The 15589-nt window shown below is 65.0% G+C and carries 16 protein-coding genes; 6 read left to right on the top strand and 10 right to left on the bottom strand.

The window, feature by feature from the left end:
- Positions 1–194: 194 nt before the first annotated feature.
- The 6 genes from gatB to rpsU all read right to left on the bottom strand — a co-directional run bounded on the left by gatB (position 195) and on the right by rpsU (position 5133).
- Positions 195–1691 carry an Asp-tRNA(Asn)/Glu-tRNA(Gln) amidotransferase subunit GatB gene (gene gatB / locus GGR40_RS12340; RefSeq protein WP_429276522.1) on the bottom strand — a complete coding sequence of 499 codons (1497 nt, stop codon included), beginning with the start codon at positions 1689–1691 and terminating at the stop codon, positions 195–197.
- Position 1692: 1 nt separating this feature from the next.
- A complete protein-coding gene (gene gatA, locus GGR40_RS12335; protein WP_429276521.1) occupies positions 1693–3177 on the bottom strand; it encodes an Asp-tRNA(Asn)/Glu-tRNA(Gln) amidotransferase subunit GatA in 1485 nt (494 codons plus the stop codon).
- Positions 3177–3479, bottom strand: coding sequence for an Asp-tRNA(Asn)/Glu-tRNA(Gln) amidotransferase subunit GatC (gene gatC, locus GGR40_RS12330; protein WP_429276520.1), 303 nt, complete (start codon positions 3477–3479; stop codon positions 3177–3179). Before gatC ends, gatA begins: the two co-directional genes overlap by 1 nt.
- 191 nt (positions 3480–3670) lie before the next feature.
- Positions 3671–4204, bottom strand: coding sequence for an FKBP-type peptidyl-prolyl cis-trans isomerase (locus tag GGR40_RS12325; RefSeq protein WP_429276519.1), 534 nt, complete (start codon positions 4202–4204; stop codon positions 3671–3673).
- Positions 4204–4761 carry an FKBP-type peptidyl-prolyl cis-trans isomerase gene (locus GGR40_RS12320; RefSeq protein WP_429276518.1) on the bottom strand — a complete coding sequence of 186 codons (558 nt, stop codon included), beginning with the start codon at positions 4759–4761 and terminating at the stop codon, positions 4204–4206. The genes GGR40_RS12325 and GGR40_RS12320 overlap by 1 nt, the downstream gene beginning before the upstream one ends.
- A 165-nt stretch (positions 4762–4926) precedes the next feature.
- Positions 4927–5133 carry a 30S ribosomal protein S21 gene (gene rpsU, locus GGR40_RS12315; RefSeq protein ID WP_008832565.1) on the bottom strand — a complete coding sequence of 69 codons (207 nt, stop codon included), beginning with the start codon at positions 5131–5133 and terminating at the stop codon, positions 4927–4929.
- A gap of 216 nt (positions 5134–5349) precedes the next feature.
- On the opposite strand from rpsU, the gene GGR40_RS12310 reads away from it, so the two are divergent.
- From GGR40_RS12310 to GGR40_RS12290, 5 genes are read left to right on the top strand one after another with little or no spacing between them, the layout of a single operon-like run.
- Positions 5350–5757 (top strand): CrcB family protein, encoded by a 408-nt coding sequence (locus GGR40_RS12310; protein WP_429276517.1) that lies wholly within the window; start codon positions 5350–5352, stop codon positions 5755–5757.
- Complete coding sequence (locus tag GGR40_RS12305; RefSeq protein ID WP_429276516.1) at positions 5754–7037, top strand: RluA family pseudouridine synthase; 1284 nt, start codon at positions 5754–5756, stop codon at positions 7035–7037. Before GGR40_RS12310 ends, GGR40_RS12305 begins: the two co-directional genes overlap by 4 nt.
- 15 nt (positions 7038–7052) lie before the next feature.
- Positions 7053–7703, top strand: a complete 651-nt coding sequence (locus tag GGR40_RS12300) for an HAD-IA family hydrolase (protein ID WP_429276515.1) — start codon at positions 7053–7055, stop codon at positions 7701–7703.
- A complete protein-coding gene (locus GGR40_RS12295; RefSeq protein WP_429276514.1) occupies positions 7700–7915 on the top strand; it encodes a hypothetical protein in 216 nt (71 codons plus the stop codon). Before GGR40_RS12300 ends, GGR40_RS12295 begins: the two co-directional genes overlap by 4 nt.
- Complete coding sequence (locus tag GGR40_RS12290) at positions 7912–8604, top strand: ATP12 family chaperone protein (RefSeq protein ID WP_429276513.1); 693 nt, start codon at positions 7912–7914, stop codon at positions 8602–8604. The genes GGR40_RS12295 and GGR40_RS12290 overlap by 4 nt, the downstream gene beginning before the upstream one ends.
- An 8-nt stretch (positions 8605–8612) precedes the next feature.
- Here the strand turns inward: GGR40_RS12290 and GGR40_RS12285 are convergent, their stop codons facing one another.
- From GGR40_RS12285 to GGR40_RS12270, 4 genes are read right to left on the bottom strand one after another with little or no spacing between them, the layout of a single operon-like run.
- Complete coding sequence (locus GGR40_RS12285; protein ID WP_429276550.1) at positions 8613–9224, bottom strand: ABC-type transport auxiliary lipoprotein family protein; 612 nt, start codon at positions 9222–9224, stop codon at positions 8613–8615.
- 25 nt (positions 9225–9249) lie between these two features.
- Positions 9250–10188, bottom strand: coding sequence for an MlaD family protein (locus tag GGR40_RS12280; RefSeq protein ID WP_429276512.1), 939 nt, complete (start codon positions 10186–10188; stop codon positions 9250–9252).
- Between the two features lie 11 nt (positions 10189–10199).
- Complete coding sequence (locus tag GGR40_RS12275; RefSeq protein ID WP_429276511.1) at positions 10200–11093, bottom strand: ABC transporter ATP-binding protein; 894 nt, start codon at positions 11091–11093, stop codon at positions 10200–10202.
- On the bottom strand, positions 11090–12205 hold the full coding sequence (locus tag GGR40_RS12270) for an ABC transporter permease (RefSeq protein ID WP_429276510.1): 1116 nt from the start codon (positions 12203–12205) through the stop codon (positions 11090–11092). Before GGR40_RS12270 ends, GGR40_RS12275 begins: the two co-directional genes overlap by 4 nt.
- A 162-nt stretch (positions 12206–12367) precedes the next feature.
- Between GGR40_RS12270 and GGR40_RS12265 the strand changes: the two genes are divergently transcribed.
- Complete coding sequence (locus tag GGR40_RS12265; RefSeq protein WP_429276509.1) at positions 12368–15280, top strand: valine--tRNA ligase; 2913 nt, start codon at positions 12368–12370, stop codon at positions 15278–15280.
- Positions 15281–15589: the final 309 nt, after the last annotated feature.

The following is a 15589-nucleotide window of genomic DNA, read 5'->3' as shown; positions in this document are numbered from 1 at the left end:
GCCGAGCGGCACAAGCTTGCGAAATTGTAGGAAAGACCCCCCTGGCCTCCGCGCAATCGATACCACCGCGCGGGCCGAACACAAACTGATTATTGCGCCTCGTTCCGTATTGGGACGCCCCTTATGTCTGCGGGCACGAAAACGCCGCCGAACCCGTTGCGGGCCGGCGGCGTTTCGCATTTTGGGACCGGTGATCAGCCCAGCTTGGTCTTCAGGATCTCGTTGACGACCTGCGGGTTGGCCTTGCCCTGCATCGCCTTCATCGTCTGGCCGACGAAGAAACCGAACAGCGCCACCTTGCCTTCGCGGTACTGGGCGACCTTGTCGGCATTGGCGGCGAGGATTTCATCCACCTTGGCCTCAATGGCGCCGGTGTCCGATTCCTGCTTCAGCCCCTCGCGCTCGACGATGGCCTCGGCGCTGTCGCCGGTTTCCAGCATGATCTCCAGCACCTGCTTGGCGATCGAGCCCGAAATCGTGCCCTTGCCCACCAGCGCGAGCAGTTCGGCGGCCTGCGCGTGGCTGACCGGCGAAGTGTCCAGGCTCTCGCCCAGTTTGTTGAGTGCCCCGAAGAACTCGGAAATCAGCCAGTTCGCCGCCTGCTTGGCAACGTCAGCCGGAGCCTTGCCCTGCGCGGTGGCGGTTTCGGCCAGCAGCGCCTCGAACCAGCGGGCGGTATCGACATCCGCCGTCAGCACGGCCGCGTTGTAGGCGGACAGGCCCAGCTCATCGACATAGCGCGAACGCTTGGCATCCGGCAGTTCGGGCAGCGATGCGCGACAGTCGTCCAGAAACGCATCGTCCAGAACCAGCGGCAGCAGGTCGGGATCGGGGAAGTAGCGATAGTCGTGCGCGTCTTCCTTCGAGCGCATCGAGCGGGTGGAGCCGGTGTTGGGATCGAACAGGCGGGTTTCCTGCACGATCTTGCCGCCGCCTTCGAGCACGTCGACCTGGCGGTTCGCCTCATGCTCGATCGTCTGCATGACGAAGCGCACGGAGTTGACGTTCTTGGTTTCGGTGCGCGTGCCGAACTCGTCACCGGGCTTGCGCACCGAGACGTTGACGTCGCAGCGCATCGAACCCTGGTCCATGTTGCCGTCGCACGACCCGACATAGCGCAGGATCGTGCGCAGCTTGGACACGTATGCACCGGCCTCCGCGGGCGAACGCATGTCGGGGCGGCTGACAATCTCCATCAGCGCCACGCCTGAACGGTTGAGGTCAACGTAGGACATCGTCGGGTGCTGGTCGTGCATCAGCTTGCCCGCGTCCTGCTCGACGTGGATGCGCTCGATGCCGATGACCTTGTCCTCTGGGATGCCCGCCTTCTCGTCCGCCTCGATGGTGATCGAACCTTCGCCGACCAGCGGGTGGTAGAGCTGGCTGATCTGGTAGCCCTGGGGAAGATCGGCGTAGAAGTAGTTCTTGCGATCGAACCGCGACCATTTGTTGATCTGCGCGTCGATCGCCATGCCCGTGCGCACCGCCTGGCGGATGCACTCACGGTTCGGTACCGGCAGCATGCCGGGCATCGCCGCGTCGATCAACGAGACCTGCGTGTTCGGCTCCGCCCCGAACGCCGTTGCCGAACCGGAGAACAGCTTGGAGTTGGACGTGACCTGCGCGTGGATTTCAAGGCCGATCACGACCTCCCAATCGCCGGTGGCGCCCTGGATGCGATATGTGCTCATGTTACCACCACTTCTCCGGCTTCGCCGTGAACCCTGCGCGCCCTTCGATTGCCAGCCCCGCATTCAGCACGCCCTGCTCATCAAGCGGACGGCCGATGATCTGGAGGCCCAGCGGCAGACCCTGCGCGTCGAGGCCCGCGGGCACCGACATGGCCGGCAGGCCCGCCAGCGACGCCGGCACCGTGAACACGTCGTTGAGGTACATCGCGATCGGGTCTTCGTTGCTTTCGCCAAGGGCAAAGGCAGCGCTCGGTGCGGTCGGGGTCAGGAGGACATCCACCTGCTCGAACGCCTTGGCAAAGTCCTGCGAAATCAGCGCACGGACCTTCTGCGCTTGCGTGTAATAGGCGTCGTAGAAACCCGCCGACAGCACGTAAGTGCCGATCAGGATGCGGCGCTTGACCTCCGCCCCGAACCCGGCGGCGCGGGTGGCGGCATACATGCCCTGAAGGCCCGCGCCATCTGGCAGGTCGCGCAGGCCATAACGCACGCCGTCATACCGCGCGAGGTTCGACGAGGCTTCGGCAGGCGCGATGATGTAATAGGCGGCCAGCGCGTACTGCGTGTGCGGCAGCGACACTTCGACCACTTCGGCGCCCGCGTCCTTCAGCCAGGCGATGCCCTGCTCCCAGATCGCGTCGATCTCCGCAGGCATACCGTCAACGCGGTATTCGCGCGGGATACCGACCTTCTTGCCCTTCAGGTCGCCTGACAGCGCCGCCGTCCACTGCGGCACCGGCATGTCCAGGCTGGTCGCATCCTTGGCATCGAAACCGGCCATGCTTTCCAGCAGGATCGCGCAGTCGGTGACGTCGCGCGCCATCGCGCCCGCCTGATCCAGCGAGCTGGCATAGGCGACCACGCCCCAGCGCGAGCAGCGCCCGTAGGTCGGCTTGATGCCGGTCGTGCCGGTATAGGCGGCGGGCTGGCGGATCGAACCGCCGGTGTCCGTACCGGTGGCGGCAGGCACGAGGCGCGCCGCGATCGCTGCCGAGGAACCGCCCGAGGAACCACCCGCCGTCAGCGGCGCATCACTGCCCGGACGGCGCCAGGGTGACACTACGGAGCCGAAGTGGCTGCTCTCGTTCGATGAACCCATTGCGAACTGGTCGAGGTTGAGCTTGCCCAGCAGGCCCGCGCCCGCGTCCCACAGCTTCTGCGAAACGGTCGATTCGTACTGCGGTACGAACCCTTCGAGGATGTGGCTGGCCGCCGTGGTCTGGACGCCGGTGGTGGCGAAGAGATCCTTCATCCCGATCGGCACGCCGGCCAGGGGGCCAAGCGCATCGCCGGCCGCGCGGCGCGCGTCGATGGCCTTGGCTGCTTCGACGGCCTTTTCGGGCGTGGCAACGATGAAGGCGTTCAATGCACCCTGCGCCGCCGCGACATTGGCGTTGAACGCCTCTGCCACTTCGACGGCGGAGAACGTGCCGGCAGCGACGCCGTCACGGATGGCGGCAACGCCAAGGTCGGTAATATCAGTCATTATTCGATCACCTTGGGCACGCCGAAGAAGCCGTGTTCGTTGGCGGGAGCATTGGCGAGGACGGCGTCGCGCTTGTCGCCGCCGGTCAGCGGATCGGCGTCGATCACATCATCGCGCAGGCGCAGCGTATTGGGGATTACGGCGGTCATCGGTTCGACGCCGGTGGTGTCGACCTGTCCGAGTTGCTCCACCCAGGCGAGAATGCCGTTCAGCTCGGGCACCATTGCCTCAAGCTCCTGCTCGCTCACCTTGATGCGCGCGAGGCTGGCGATCTTCGCCACGGTTGCGGTATCGACCGACATGGCTTTCCTTCTTGCGTAATGCGTAATTGGGTTGGGGTGCAGCTAGCAGCGGGGGGCGCTGGCTTCAAGCAGTCGTCGTCCCGGACCTGATGCGGGACCGCTGCCCGTAGGATTCCTGCACTGCAGCGCGCACCTGCGAGTCATTGCTTCAAGATTTGCCAGCGGTCCCGGATCAAGTCCGGGACGACGGATCACTTCGCCGGCTGTGTCGGGGCCGGTTGGGCCGGGACCTGTGCGCCCGGCTGTTGCTGCTGGGCCGCCTGAGCCTGCATCTGGGCCATCATCGCCTGCAGTTCCTCGGCGGTCTTGAAATCGATCAGGTCGATTTCGAAAACCAGCGTGGAATTGGCGGGGATGGGGCCGGACGCCTGCGCGCCGTAGCCCAGTTCAGGCGGGATGGTCAGGCGATAGCGTCCGCCACGCTCCATCTGCACGAGCCCTTGGGCAAAGCCGGGAACGACTTCGTCCAGCGCCATAGGCATCCGTTCATTCTGGTCGAACACGGTGCCGTCGGTCAGCATGCCCTTGTAGTTGATCAGGACATAGGAATGCGCGGGCGGCTTGCCCCCAGTGCCCGGCGTGATCGGCTCGACCTTGACCTGCGGCGCGGCGGGAGTGGCGGTCGGAGCAGGCGCTGCCGGGGCGGGAGCCGCCGGGGCAGAGGTCTGGGCCAACACGGCCGAGGGCGCCGCCGTCAGCAGCAGCGCCGCGAAAGCCGCCTTCATCAGGGCTGGACCGGAACCGGAACGCCCGGAGCGCCTGCGCCCGGAACCGCTGCGCCCGGTGCACCCGCACCGCCCTGCATCTGCTGAAGCTGCTGCAGGATCGCCTGCTGCTGGCGGATTTCGGCAAGGCTCTTGTAGTCGATCAGTTCGACTTCGAACTTCAGGTCCGCATTCGGCGGAATCGGCGAGCCGGGCTGCGGGTGGTCGCCATAAGCCAGTTCCGAAGGGATCACGACTTCGTACTTGCCGCCGCGCTGCATCTTCATCAGCGCCTTGGAGAAACCGGGCACGAACTGGGCCACCGGGTTGGGATAGTTCTTGTTCTCGTCGAACACCTTGCCGTCCATCAACATGCCCTTGTAGTTGATGAGCACGACGTCTTCCATCGTCGGCGAAGCGCCCGTGCCGGCGGTCAGCGTCTTGACGGTGGGAGCGGGCGGCAGCGCGGCATAAGCCACACCCGCAGATGCCACGGCGATGGCGACCACGCCCAGCCACAGCTTGGAAACGGCGCCCTTGGCGATCGGCTGAAGCGGGACGCGGGTGATCTCTGTCATCGTCTGTGGCCTCGTATTCGATGGGGCGCCCGGTCAGGGACATCCCTTGCAGATGCACAAAGGGCGCGGAATGGTGATTCCGCGCCCTCATGGCTCAACCCGGCGCGGCATTCAAGCCGCTCACGCGAGTTTTATGGGTGCCCGCAGCGAACTGCGGAAAAGCCCTTACTTCGAGCCGTCGCGCTCGGCGCGCTTGCGCTCAAGCTTGCGGGCGCGGCGCACGGCAGCGGCCTTTTCACGAGCGCGCTTTTCCGAGGGCTTCTCGAAGTGACGGCGCAGCTTCATTTCACGATACACGCCCTCACGCTGCAGCTTCTTCTTGAGAGCCCGAAGAGCCTGATCGACGTTGTTATCGCGGACGAGAATCTGCATAAACCGAAACACCTCACAAAAACAGACGGGGCCGCCACGCATCCGGTTTGGCGTGGCGAGCCGCGAATCTAGAGCCAAGAATAAGGCCGCCGCCGGACTCGGAGGCAGCTGATTGAGCGGCCCGTTAGCAAAGCGACGGCTCGAAGACAAGAGTTAAGCCGCAGAGATTGGATTGCAGCGATTGGATTCTGGCCCATTCACGGCTAAGGGGTCGCCATGCCCCAACCTTCCTTTATCCTGGCCTCGCTCTACGTGGCCTCTGGCGGCGCGTTCGGCTCCTGGCTGCGCTTCCTTGTCGGGCGCGGCTGGACCGCCGCGCTCGGCCCGGTGCGCGCGGGTGCCTTTCCCTATGGCACTCTCACCGTCAACATCCTCGGCAGCGTGCTGATGGGCGTACTGACGGGCTGGCTGGCGCGCTTCGGCAATGGATCCGAAAGCACGCGCCTGCTGCTGGGCATCGGCGTCCTCGGCGGCTTCACGACGTTCTCGTCGATGAGCCTCGACTTTGCCACCCTGATCCAGCGGGGCGACATCGCCACCGCTGCATTCTACACCGGAATTTCGCTGCTCGCCGGATTCGGCGGCCTGTTCCTCGGCCTTTTTGTTATGCGGAGCATGGCATGAGCAATACTGATATAGTCCGCCAGTTCACCGTCGGTCACGACGATGATGGCGTCCGTCTTGACCGCTGGTTCAAGCGTCACCTGCCGCGGGTCGGCTTCGGCATGGTTTCGCGCTGGGCGCGTACCGGCCAGATTCGCGTCGATGGCAAGCGCGCCGACGTCGATACCCGGCTTGAGGCTGGCCAGGTGCTGCGCGTCCCCCCCGGCGGTGAGCAGCAGCCCGGCGTGAAGGGTGACCGCCCGCGCCGCGAACTGACCGAGGCGGAGATCGAACTGGCCGATTCGATGGTCCTGACGCAGGACCGCGCCGCAATCGTGCTCAACAAGCCGCCAGGCCTTGCCACGCAGGGCGGTTCGGGCATGAAGGAACATGTCGATGGCCTGCTCGACGCCTTCGCCGAACGCGGCCCGCGCCCGCGGCTCGTCCACCGGCTGGACAAGGACACTTCGGGCGTCCTGCTGATCGCGCGCACGCCCGGCAGCGCGGCCTTCTTCTCCAAGCGGTTCTCGGGCCGCACCGCCAAGAAAATCTATTGGGCGCTGGTGGTCGGCGTGCCTAGCATCAACGACGGCATGATCGAACTGCCGCTGGCCAAGCAGCCCGGCACCGGCGGCGAGAAGATGCATGTGGATGAGAAGGAGGGCCAGGCCGCCCGCACCCGTTATCGCGTGATAGATCGTGCCGGCAACCGCGCGGCCTGGGTGGAACTGCACCCGCTGACCGGCCGCACGCACCAGCTGCGCGTCCACATGGCGGCGATCGGCCACCCCATCGTCGGCGATGGCAAGTACGGCGGGCAGGAAGCGTTCCTGACCGGCTCCATCAGCCGCAAGATGCACCTCCACGCCCGCCGCCTGATCATCGAGCATCCGGACGGAGCGCCGCTGGACGTGACCGCCCCCCTGCCCGAGCACTTCGCGAATTCGCTCGAATCGCTGGGCTTCGTCGAATCGGAGGGCGACTTCGAGGTCGAGGCTCCGGTCGAGTTCACCAAGGAAGACCAAAAGCGCGCCGCCAAGCAGCACGCCAAGGAATACCGCAAGGAACGCCGGGGCGAGCGCCGCAAGCGCAGCGACGGTCCCGCCTCGGGCCAGAACCGCCTGAACAAGCCGGGCAGCAAGCCAGGCGGCAAGAAGCCGCTTGGGAAGCCCACCGGCAAGGCTCCCGGAAAGCCGGGCAGCAGGCCTGCGGGTTCTGCCGTGCGCAAGCCCGGTGCAAGGCCGGGAGCAAAACCCGGCGCCAAACCCGGTGGACGCCCTGCCCCGCGCGGGCGCGGCTGATAACGGGAGCGTGCGATGAAACTGGCGGTCTTCGACTGCGACGGTACGCTTGTCGATGGACAGGCACCGATCTGCGAGGCGATGGAGGCGACCTTCGCGGCCTTCGCCCTGCCTGCGCCGTCGCGGGGCGCGATACGGCGCGCGGTAGGGCTTTCCCTGCCGCAGTCGATCCGCCAGTTGCTGCCCAATTCCGACACCGATCAGCAGCAGGCCATGGCGGAGACGTACAAGCTGTCGTTCCGCACCGCGCGCGAACAGGGCCGCGTGTCGCAGCCGCTGTTTCCGGGCGTGGCCGAAACACTGCGCGGCCTGCATGCCCATGGCTGGACGCTGGGCGTGGCGACCGGAATGTCGGATCGCGGGCTGGGCTTCTGCCTTGAAGCGAACGGTATCGCCGACCTGTTCGTGACGCTCCAGACCGCCGACCGCCACCCGTCCAAGCCCCACCCGGCGATGCTGGAGCAGGCTTTGTTCGAGGCAGGCGCTCAGGCCGATCAGGCGGTGATGATCGGCGATACCGCCTACGACATCCAGATGGCACGCACCGCGCAGGTGCGCGGCATAGGGGTCGACTGGGGTTATCATCATCCGCACGAATTGATGGCGGCCGGCGCCGAAACGGTGGTCGAAACCCCGGCGCAACTGCTGGAACACCTGCTGCGATGAGCGCGCGCGATCCCGCCGTCATGCGGTTCGCCATCATCAACGTGGTCCGCATCCTGGGCGTTGTCGGCGTGCTGCTGGGCATCCTGACGACCACCGGTCGCATCTTCTCCGGCGCACCTCAGATCGTCGGCTTCGCCTTCCTCAGCTTTGGCGTGATGGGCGCATTCGTTCTCCCGCCGGTTCTCGTCAGAAAGTGGCGCACCCCGAAATGAAGCGTTTCTACAAGGAAGCAACCGCGCAGGCCACTGATGGCGGTTGGCGTGCGGTGCTCGATGGCCGCCCGATCCGCACAGCCGGTGGGCGCCCGCAAGCAGTACCGACCCAGGCTCTGGCGGAGGCGCTCGCCGCCGAATGGGCCGCGCAGGGCGAGGAGATCGACACAGCAGCCTTCCACTACCGCGACCTTGCGGATTTTGCGATCGATGCGGTGGCACCCAATCGCGCGGCCGTGATCGCCGAACTGCTACCCTACGCCGAAACGGACACGCTGTGCTATCGCGCCGACCCCGACGAAGCGCTCTACAAGCGCCAGATGGAAGTGTGGGAGCCGGTGCTGACGGCGGTGGAGGCCCGGCTTGGCGTCAGCTTCGCGCGTATTTCCGGCATCATGCACAAGCCCCAGCCCGAAGCCACGCTGGCGAGGCTACGTGCAGAACTGGAGCAGTTGGGGGATTTCGAACTGGCCGCGCTCAAGATGCTGGCGAGTCTGGCGGCATCGCTGATCATCGCGCTGGAAGCGATCCGCCTCGATGCCGACGCGCAGGACTTGTGGAAAGCCGCCGAGCTTGAGGCTGACTGGCAAGTCGAACTGTGGGGCGAAGACTGGGAAGCCGCCGAACGCCGCGCCGCCCGGTTCGAGGCGTTCACGCTGGCGATACGGCTGGCCTTGCTGTCACGATAAGGCGGGGATCAGCCCGCCTTCACCCAGTCCGCCACCTGCCGCGCCACGTCGTTCGCAGCCTGATTGAGAGCCGCGCCGACCGGCTTGGCCTTGGCTTCGACGCCGTTCACCACAGCCTCGAAGCGTCTGGTTTGCAGCGGCCCTGCGCCGCGTTCGGAGCGCACCGCATCGAAACGAACGACGACGGCGCTCTTCTGCGCGTCGTAACCCATCTGCAACAGGCGACCGCCGATCAACGTCTTGCCGGTAACCTCGAAGTCGCCGCCCTCCACAACCAGCTGCCCGGTCCGCGCGCGCAGGGTTTCGGCCAGCAGGGAGCGGAACTGCCGCGTGGGCTTTTCCACCCACAGCGCGTCCTTGAGGTAGGAGAGGCTGGCCGCATCGACCGTCACCGGCACCCGCAGGACGTCCAGCCCCCGGTCGGATTCCGGATCGAGCACCACGACCGCGTCGGTCAGCTGGCCACTGGCAGTCGCGCCCGCGGGCGCGCTCTGTTCCGGCGTCAACTTGAGCAGCTCATCTGGCGGCTTGGTACCAAGGCTGACACAGCCGGAGATCGAGAGAGCGGCGACGGCGGCCAGCAGCCCGTGCGCCAGCCTGTTCCTGTAATGGCGGTTCATCGCGATACCCCTCACGGCCATGTCCTCAAGGCTTGTAGTCGGGCAGCTTCTGCCCCTTGAGCAGTGCGCCCGCGCCCTGCTCGTCGATCTTCTCCGTCAGGCTGCGCAGCGCCTTGCTGGTCGCGCGCAGATCCCGGATCGCGCTTTCGGCGGCAGGCAAAGTCTGTTCGGACACCTGATCCAGCGCGGGCTGTGCATGGGCCATGGTCTTGTCCAGCTGGTCCATCGACTTCTGCGCCGAAGCCAGCGTCTTGCGCAGTTGTTCGGCCAGCGAACTGCCTTCGTCGCCCAGCAGGTCGTCGGCCTTGTGCGCCACACCCTCGAACGCGGCGAGGGTCTTCGTCGCCTGCGCAAGACTGCCCTGCAGTTCCGTCATCGTCTGGCGCAACTGCGGCGTCGCCTGCGAAAGATCGGCCGTCATCTTGTCAGTGTTGGCAAGGATGCCGGTGATCGACTTGCGATTTTCGGCGCTCATCAGCTGATTGAGGTTCTCGGTCAGCGTGGCGAGGCGCTCCATAAGCAGCGGCGCGTTCGTCAGGATTTCACCGAAGCCACCGCGCTTGGTCGGAATCACCGGCACGCCTTCAGGGCCTGCATCGGTCAGCAGCGGGGCGCCTTTGACGGCGCCTTCCAGCTGAATGTCGGACACGCCGGTGAAGCTGCCCTGGATCTGCGCGGTGGTGCCAACGGTGATCGGCACCTTCTGATCCACCTTGATGCGCACGCGCACGAAGCTGGGATCCTGCGGCCACAGTTCGATCTGGGTGACCTGGCCCGAAGGGACGCCGACGTAGTTGACCTCGGACCCCTTGGCGAGGCCGTCCACCGACTGCTTGAAGAAGATGTCGTACTCGTTCTTCGCGCCCTCGCCCAGGCGCGCGATCCACAGGACGAACACCGCAAGGCACGCCAGCAGCACCAGCGTGACAGCTCCGACCCAGACGTGATTGGCTTTGGTTTCCATCGCCTGCGCCCCTATGCCTCCGACGTATTGCTGTCCACGCCTGACGGCGCAGGTGTTTCAACCGCCGCAGCGGCATCGTGTTCCGGCGAACCCCGTTCGGAGATCGGCGGGTCGTCCTTCGCGGCGAGCGCCGCGCGGCCACGGGGGCCGTTGAAATATTCCTGAATCCACGGGTGGTCGAGCGCCAGCAGTTCCGGGATCGTCCCCACCGCGATGACCTTCCTGTCCGCCAGCACCGCTACGCGGTCGCAGATGGCGTATAGCGTGTCGAGGTCGTGCGTGATGAGGAAGACGGTGAGGCCCAGCGTTTCCTTCAGCTCGCGCGTGAGACTGTCGAACGCAGCAGCGCCGATCGGGTCGAGGCCGGCGGTCGGCTCGTCCAGGAACAGCAGTTCCGGGTCCAGCGCCAGCGCGCGGGCAAGCCCGGCGCGCTTCTTCATGCCGCCCGAAAGCTCGCTCGGGAACTTGAACGCAGCATTTTCCGGCAGACCGGACAGGCGTACCTTGAAGCGCGCGATCTCGGCCCGCAGGCTGTCGGTGATTTCGGGGAAGAACTGCTTGAGCGGAACTTCGACGTTTTCGCCCACGGTCAGCGTAGAGAACAGCGCACCGCCCTGGAACAGCACGCCCCAGCGCGAACGCAGGTCGACGTCCTCGTCCTCGGTCGCATCGCCCATCTTGTGCCCGAGCACGGTGATGTCGCCCGCCGTCGGCTGCTGCAGCCCGATGATCGAGCGCATCAGCACGGACTTGCCGGTGCCGGAACCGCCGACGACGCCCAGAACCTCGCCCTTGCGGACCTTGAGATTGAGGTCTTCGTGAATGACGTGATCGCCGAAGCTGTTGCGCAGCCCCTCGACCAGGATCGGGTATTCACCCTCATAATCGTCGGACAGATCCGTCATGCCCAACCGATCTTGGTGAAGAAGATGGCAAAAAACGCGTCGAGCACGATCACCGTGAAGATCGCGGTCACCACCGCCTGCGTGGTGCGCGCGCCCACTTCCTCTGCATTGGCGGTCACCTGCATGCCCTGATAGCATCCTGCCAGCGCCACGATCAGCGCGAAGACCGGAGCCTTGATCAGGCCGATCCAGACGTCGGTGATCGGCACCACTTCCTGCGTGCGCTGGAGGAAGGTCCAGAACGGAATGTCCAGCGCCAGATCGGCAATGGTGGCGCCGCCAATGATCGCCAGAACCGACGAATAGAAGCCCAGCAGCGGCATCATCAGCATGGATGCCAGCACGCGCGGCACGACCAGCGCCTGGATCGGCGAAACGCCGATGGTGCGCATGGCGTCCACTTCCTCAGTCAGCTTCATCGTGCCGATCTGTGCCGCAAACGCCGAACCGGATCGACCCGCGACCATGATCGAGGTCATCAGGATGCCCAGTTCACGCATCGACAGGCGGCCGGTGAGGTTGATGGTATAGATTTCCGCCCCGAACTGCGCCAGCTGCACCGCGCCCTGCTGGGCGATGACGATGCCGATGAGGAAGCTCATCAGGCCGATGATCCACAGCGAGTTGATGCCCACGTACTGCATGTGGAACACCAGCGCCGTCCTGCGCAGCCTTGATGGACGGCGGATCACCGCACCGAACGCGATGATGAGTTCGCCCAGGAAGTCGAGCACCTTGACGATGCCCTGCCCCCAGTTGGCCATCAGATCGCCGAGTTCGGAAATCTGCCGGGTCAGGAACGGAAGCCGGGGTTCCGGCTCCGCTTCATGTTCGTGCATGTCGCCGATGGCGGCGAAAAGGCGGCGCGCCTGTTCACTTTCGCCGGTGATCTCCAGCCCGCGCTGGTTGGCGTAATATGTGACCAGCCAGGCGCCGGTGGTGTCGATATCCGTCACGCCGGACATGTCGACGCGGGTGAAGCTCCCGCTTAACCCGTGAAGCTTGGCGTCGAGATTGCCTAGGGAGTGGACGCACAACGGCCCTTTCAGCGCCAGCACGTGGTCGCTGCCTTGGTCGTTTTCCGACAGGGTGAATTCAGCCCATTCCCGCATGTTTTCTCGCTTTGGGGGAAAAACCATAGACCGGCAAGATGTTCCATGATCGCGACGAGATGTTTCAGTTCGATTGCAGCAACCTGTTCGCACGCGAATGCGGCAATGCCGTGGCAATGCGAACTTGCGCCAAAACCCGCGCTTTGGCATGGCGCGGCGGGTATGACTGACCAGATTGCAGAACCCGCTCTCGACAAGACTTTCGACCCCGCCGGGATCGAGGCCAAGTGGTACGCCCACTGGGAACAGAACAACCTGTTCCGCCCCGAACGCCCCGACGCCGCACCGTTCACCATCGTCAACCCGCCGCCGAACGTCACCGGCAGCCTGCATATCGGCCACGCGCTGGACAATACGCTGCAGGACGTGGTGATCCGCTACGAGCGCCTGCGCGGCAAGGATGCGCTGTGGGTGGTCGGCACCGACCATGCCGGCATCGCCACGCAAATGGTGGTCGAACGGCAGATGGAGGCGAAAGGCGACAAGCGCACCAGCTACACGCGCGAACAGTTCATCGACAAGGTCTGGGAATGGAAGGCCGAAAGCGGCGGCACCATCACTGGCCAGCTGCGCCGTCTGGGCTGCTCGATGGACTGGAGCCGTGAGCAGTTCACCATGGACCCGCACTTCACCAGGGCGGTGGTCAAGGTCTTCGTCGACCTGCACAAGCAGGGTCTTATCTATCGCGACAAGCGACTGGTGAACTGGGATCCCAAGCTCAAGACCGCGATCAGCGACCTTGAGGTGGAAACGCGCGAGATCCAGGGCCACTTCTGGCATTTCAGGTATCCGCTATCGGATGGTTCGGGCCACATCATGGTCGCCACCACCCGTCCCGAGACGATGCTGGCCGACATGGCCGTCGCCGTGAACCCCGCCGACGAGCGCTACAAGCCGCTGCTGGAACGTGGCGCCACCGTCACCCTGCCGATCACCGGGCGCGAAATCCCGATCGTCGCGGACGAGCATGCCGATCCGGAACTGGGATCGGGCGCGGTGAAGATCACGCCGGGGCATGACTTCAACGACTTCGAAGTCGGCAAGCGCGCCGGGATCGAAGCGCGCGACATGCTCAACATGCTCGATGCCGAGGCGAAGGTGTTCCAGACAGCGGACGGCCTGATCCCGCACGAGTTCATCGGCATGGACCGCTTCGACGCCCGCAAGCGCGTGGTCGAACTGCTCGACGCCGACGGCCTGCTGGAGAAGATCGAGGACCGCGTGATCCAGACGCCTTATGGCGACCGTGGCGGCGTGGTGATCGAACCCTGGCTGACCGACCAGTGGTACGTCGATGCCAAGACCCTCTCGATCCCGCCGATGGAAGCCGTGCGCAACGGCTCGATCGAGATCGTCCCCAAAAGCTGGGAGAAGACGTTCTTCAACTGGATGGAGAACATCCAGCCGTGGTGCGTCAGCCGCCAGCTATGGTGGGGACACCGGATTCCGGCTTGTTATGGACCCGACGCAAGTGCTGGGGCAGACACGATCTACCTTGATCGTCAAACGCCCCAATCGGCAATGGGTACGCCCTTCGTTGGCAGTTCAGATGCAGAAATCGAAGAAGCTGCATTGAGCTACTACCGTGCGCGTGGTTTCGACATCGACCGTGTTGCAATCTTCGATTCGTTCGACGAAATGCACCAATCTACGCGACTTGGGTTCGATGGGCGCGAGCTTCCTCTTGTTCGGGACCAAGACGTCCTCGACACGTGGTTCTCCTCGGCTCTGTGGCCCTTCGCCACGTTGGGGTGGCCGGACGAAACCACCGGTGCCGTTCCCGCTCAGCCTGAGCCTGTTGAAGACCCCTCGGGCAGCACTGCCGGTGCTTCGACAAGCTCAGCACGAGCGGTGGGGGGAAGCAATATCCAGTCCGCCTCGCTCCTTGCCAAGCACTACCCCAACGATCTGCTGGTTTCCGGTTTCGACATCCTGTTCTTCTGGGATGCGCGCATGGCGATGCAGGGCATCCACTTCATGAAGGAAGTGCCGTGGAAGCGGCTTTACCTGCATGGACTGGTCCGCGCCGCCGATGGCCAGAAGATGTCCAAGTCCAAGGGCAACGTCGTCGATCCGCTGGGCCTCATCGACCAGTACGGCGCCGACGCGCTACGCTTCTTCATGACCGCCATGGAAAGCCAGGGCCGCGACGTGAAGATGGATGAGAAGCGCGTCGAGGGTTACCGCAACTTCGCTACCAAGCTGTGGAACGCGGCGCGGTTCTGCCAGTCGAATGGCATCGTCGGCAGCACGTCGGTCGCCGCGCCAAAGGCCACTTCGGCGGTCAACCGGTGGATCATCGGCGAAGTCGTCGAAACCGTCGCCTCGCTGGACAAGGCCATGGCCGACCTGCGCTTCGATGCGGCCGCCAATGCGATCTACCACTTCGTGTGGAACCAGTTCTGCGACTGGTACATCGAATTGATCAAGGGTTCCTTCGACGAAGAAACGAAGGCCGTCGCCGGCTGGGTGCTCGACCAGATCCTGGTGATGCTGCACCCCTTCATGCCCTTCGTCACCGAAGAGCTGTGGAGCAAGACCGGCACCCGCGCCCACGAACTGATCGTGGCGCAGTGGCCCGCCCCCGAAGCCACCGTCGATGCGGAGGCCAAGGCCGAGGTCGAATGGCTGATCGCGCTCGTCGGCAACCTGCGCGGCGCCAAGGCCGAACTCGGCATCGCGCCGGGCGCGCGCCTGACTGCCTACCTCGCCGATCCCTCCGCAGCGACCCGCGCCATCATCGAGCGCAACGGCAAGGCGGTGGACCGCCTGGCCCGCCTCGATGCGATCCGCTTCGAGGCTGCTCCTGCGGGTGCGGCGATGCAGGTCGGGGCAGGCGATGCGATGCTGGCGATCCCGCTCGAAGGCGTGATCGACATCGCCGCTGAAAAGGCAAGGCTGGAAAAGGCCCATGCCTCCGCGATCAAGGAGCGCGATTCGCTGGGCAAGCGTCTCGAGAACCCAGCCTTCGTCGAAAAGGCCAAGCCCGACGCGGTCGACAAGGCCAAGGCCGACCACGCTGCTCACACCGCCGAAGCGGATCGCCTTGCCGCGGCACTGGCGCGACTGGGGTAACGGACAAGGGAGGGCGCGGTCCAATCGGCGCGCTCTCCCACTTCCACTTACGCGTCACCCTGAACCTGTTTCAGGGTCCATGCGGCAGTCTGGGCCGGAGCGTCGTTCCACAAGCGGCCCTATGGGTTTGCAGATACGCAACCCGGGACGTGCGGCCTGAAACAAGTTCAGCGTGACGGCACGACGTGTGCAAGGGCGGGCGCCACGTCCTTGGCGCTTTCCTACATCGCGGGCCTCTGTCACGATGCGCCCTCTTCCGCCCTTCCGGTGACACATCACCCGAAGGGTCTTTTTCCTCCCGAACCGTGT

It is taken from the genome of Novosphingobium gossypii (assembly GCF_050433305.1).
GTDB classification, from domain to species: domain Bacteria; phylum Pseudomonadota; class Alphaproteobacteria; order Sphingomonadales; family Sphingomonadaceae; genus Novosphingobium; species Novosphingobium gossypii.
The sequence above is the reverse complement of the archived record's forward strand: the minus strand, read 5'-3'. Positions and strand labels throughout refer to the sequence as shown.

Bases quoted from the DNA above. Each gene is read 5' to 3' on its own strand.
- GGR40_RS12305 (WP_429276516.1), top strand. From the start codon at position 5,754: ATGAGCAATACTGATATAGTCCGCCAGTTCACCGTCGGTCACGACGAT.
- gatC (WP_429276520.1), bottom strand. From the start codon at position 3,479: ATGTCGGTCGATACCGCAACCGTGGCGAAGATCGCCAGCCTCGCGCGC.
- rpsU (WP_008832565.1), bottom strand. From the start codon at position 5,133: ATGCAGATTCTCGTCCGCGATAACAACGTCGATCAGGCTCTTCGGGCT.
- GGR40_RS12325 (WP_429276519.1), bottom strand. From the start codon at position 4,204: ATGAAGGCGGCTTTCGCGGCGCTGCTGCTGACGGCGGCGCCCTCGGCC.
- gatA (WP_429276521.1), bottom strand. From the start codon at position 3,177: ATGACTGATATTACCGACCTTGGCGTTGCCGCCATCCGTGACGGCGTC.
- GGR40_RS12280 (WP_429276512.1), bottom strand. From the start codon at position 10,188: ATGGAAACCAAAGCCAATCACGTCTGGGTCGGAGCTGTCACGCTGGTG.
- GGR40_RS12285 (WP_429276550.1), bottom strand. From the start codon at position 9,224: ATGAACCGCCATTACAGGAACAGGCTGGCGCACGGGCTGCTGGCCGCC.
- GGR40_RS12320 (WP_429276518.1), bottom strand. From the start codon at position 4,761: ATGACAGAGATCACCCGCGTCCCGCTTCAGCCGATCGCCAAGGGCGCC.
- GGR40_RS12275 (WP_429276511.1), bottom strand. From the start codon at position 11,093: ATGACGGATCTGTCCGACGATTATGAGGGTGAATACCCGATCCTGGTC.
- GGR40_RS12295 (WP_429276514.1), top strand. From the start codon at position 7,700: ATGAGCGCGCGCGATCCCGCCGTCATGCGGTTCGCCATCATCAACGTG.
- GGR40_RS12300 (WP_429276515.1), top strand. From the start codon at position 7,053: ATGAAACTGGCGGTCTTCGACTGCGACGGTACGCTTGTCGATGGACAG.
- GGR40_RS12265 (WP_429276509.1), top strand. From the start codon at position 12,368: ATGACTGACCAGATTGCAGAACCCGCTCTCGACAAGACTTTCGACCCC.
- gatB (WP_429276522.1), bottom strand. From the start codon at position 1,691: ATGAGCACATATCGCATCCAGGGCGCCACCGGCGATTGGGAGGTCGTG.
- GGR40_RS12270 (WP_429276510.1), bottom strand. From the start codon at position 12,205: ATGCGGGAATGGGCTGAATTCACCCTGTCGGAAAACGACCAAGGCAGC.
- GGR40_RS12310 (WP_429276517.1), top strand. From the start codon at position 5,350: ATGCCCCAACCTTCCTTTATCCTGGCCTCGCTCTACGTGGCCTCTGGC.
- GGR40_RS12290 (WP_429276513.1), top strand. From the start codon at position 7,912: ATGAAGCGTTTCTACAAGGAAGCAACCGCGCAGGCCACTGATGGCGGT.